The following is a 2,731-nucleotide window of genomic DNA, read 5'->3' on the forward strand; positions in this document are numbered from 1 at the left end:
GTCCTGCCGGGATAGCCGGTTGCCGGCGCTGTCGTAGTCGTAGGTGGTGGTGCCGGTGTCGGGGCTCACGCGCTCGGTTAGCTCTCCGAAACCGTTGTAGGTATAGAGCGTTTCCTTGCCGGTAGCGTCGACGACCTTGGTGAGTCGGCTCTGGCCATCGTATTCATAGCGGGTTTCCTGCTCCATTTGATCCGTCTGCGCCACCCGACGCCCTAAAACATCATATTCGCTTTCTACGTCATCGGAGACAGGGGTGATTGTTTTTATGAGGTTGCCGGAAATATCGTAGTGGTTTTCCCACACCTGACCAGAGGCTGAGATCGTTTTGTGGAGCCGATCCACTTCATCATAAACAAAGCTTTTAGTGCGGACAAGCTTCCCAGTAGAATCGTAGACACTTTTCTCTATCACATCGCCCGAGGCATCAAGCGTCATTTCTATGGAGTTACCTTCGGCATCACTGACCGAAACCAGCCTGCCCGCTTCATCGTATCCATAGTTGAACAAGTAAGCTCCATTTTCGACCTCTGTTAGTAGGCCGTCTAAACTATATTTATAGTTAACCTCCTTTTCTCCAACACGCAGACCAGTCATTCTGCCCATCACATCATATTCGAAGTCGACATTTCTACCATTTGGGGTTTTTATGCGGACAACCTCTCCATTCGCGCCTCGGCCACGAACGCTAACCTTGTGACCAAGAGCGTTTTCCATTGTGGTCATTCGCCGATCTTCGTCATAGTGAAAATACCCAATGTCATCCACATAAACCCTAGACCCATCAACACTTTTCAGAAGCCCTTGATCACCATAAGTAAAAGTAGTTTCCCTAGCTTCTCCACTCACCGACTCCACTACGCTTTCTAACCGGCCAGTCGTTCCGTACGATTTTTTCAACTCGTACTCGCCGTTAATTGTCAGGCTTTCAAGGGTGCCGAACTCTTCATTCCATACATATCGTTCCTCCTTTATTTCATTAGATTCAAAGTACTCTCTAATAAACTTAGGCCTCCCTCTGTAGTAATCAATTTTCGTGGTCAAACCAGAATCTCTTGTTACAATAACCGGGTTCCCATCCGTATAACTAGTCTCACTAACCTCGCCTCCCGTACTTACGGATTTTCCCACTACCTTTTTAATATAGCCTTCGTCGGAATCAAACGTAATCGACTTGGTGAGCCCAGAAGAATTCGTTACATAGCTTGTGTTATCTTCATACGAGACCTGCGTGGCATCAGCCGACCCGGAGTGTTCACTTTTTATAGCTCGACCCTGAAGGTCGTAGTCCCACGAGGACAAAATATGCCCATACGGATCACTTATTGAGGTGAGCAAATACGGATGGTCGCCTCTGTTATAACCGTAGGTATGCGAGTACCCGTTGGAGAAGGTAACGTTAGTCATCCTATTTTTAGAATCGTACTGATACGACACAAAAGATCCCGAAGGTAAAGTTACTCTCTCAAGCAATCCCTCATTATTATAATCAAAATTAATGTAGTAATTTTGATCATCATACACTTTCTTTAGAAGGCCATCGCCGTACTCCAACTTCTGCCAGCGTCCGGAAGGGTGCTCCAATTTTTCCAAGCGCCCCCCTGAGCTATAGACTTCCTTAACTCCCTCATTGTTATAAACTACCCACCCATCAGCGACCTCCTTTATGACACCTGACGAAAATTTGGTAGGATAAGCGCTACTTGATACAAGTGTCCCCGGCAACAGGCTGTCTTGGTACATTACCTGCCAAGAGCTCTTCCTAATAATTCTCTTTTCATAGTTATGAGAGAAGAAGTGGTGCCCCGCCTTTGAAAAATCCTTTTGTCCGAAATCGAAAACCAGATTAACCGGCCCTTCATAGTTCAAAGGCTGCTCGTATCGCTTCCATTCAGCCCTATCAGGCTTATTCTCAGAGGGCGCTTTGGTCTTACGGGAAATATACGCACTAGGAATAGACTGATAGATTCTGGAAAACTCTATTGGAAAAGCTGAATCCCCAATGGACAGGTCAGGCGCGAAAACTTGCACCTTTTCCCCAGTTTGAGCGTTTATTGGATTTCCAACAAACCTTTCACAAGAGTCAGGCTCACGCTGGGGCTCAGCTATGCATACGCCCAGCTCCTTATCAAACAAAGGAGCATCAGGAGGGCAGTACAAGACACAGTCTGACGACTCCTCCTCCCACTCAAATGGCGCACGACAGAAGTCATTGGGGTTATAACAAATTCGTTGCCACGCCCTATCCTTATCAGGGCCAAAATAATGGTCATTTTCGGGGCCATATGGGTGGCTACCAGGGCAAGAGTGATTTACAGCTTTGACTCTATTGTAAAATTTACTGCTTTTGTAAGTAATTGTTTCACCATCGGCACCACAGTACCAAAAATTATGGGTAAAGCCATCATGCCCATTAAATTCCACCTCGCTACTTTGCCCATAGGTCTTAAGGGGATGCCTACTACATTCTTCCGCTTCCGGAAGATTATAATTGATACATCTTTTTCTGGCTGAGCCATCCTTTGCAGTGAAAGTGTTTCCCGAATAGGTGCACTCGAAGGTAGCTGTTGCCTTAACCGGTACAGCATTGGACTTATCATAATAAGCCAAGCAAGAACTAGAAATAAAACACAACACGAAGAGGGCTCTGAACATCGCAAACACCTTACATTTCCCTTAGGTGACTTTCCCTGTAGAAAGCAACCTGTCGAAGAGCACAACAAGAAGAGGTCTA

At 46.3% G+C, this 2,731-nt stretch carries 1 protein-coding gene; it reads right to left on the minus strand.

The features are described 5' to 3' along the window. Positions 1–2,652, minus strand: a 2,652-nt coding sequence (locus AAE514_RS18340; protein WP_347333011.1) for an RHS repeat domain-containing protein, incomplete at its 3' end; no start/stop codon positions are given. Positions 2,653–2,731: the final 79 nt, after the last annotated feature.

It is taken from the genome of Marinimicrobium locisalis (genome assembly GCF_039822625.1).
Lineage (GTDB): Bacteria > Pseudomonadota > Gammaproteobacteria > Pseudomonadales > Cellvibrionaceae > Marinimicrobium > Marinimicrobium locisalis.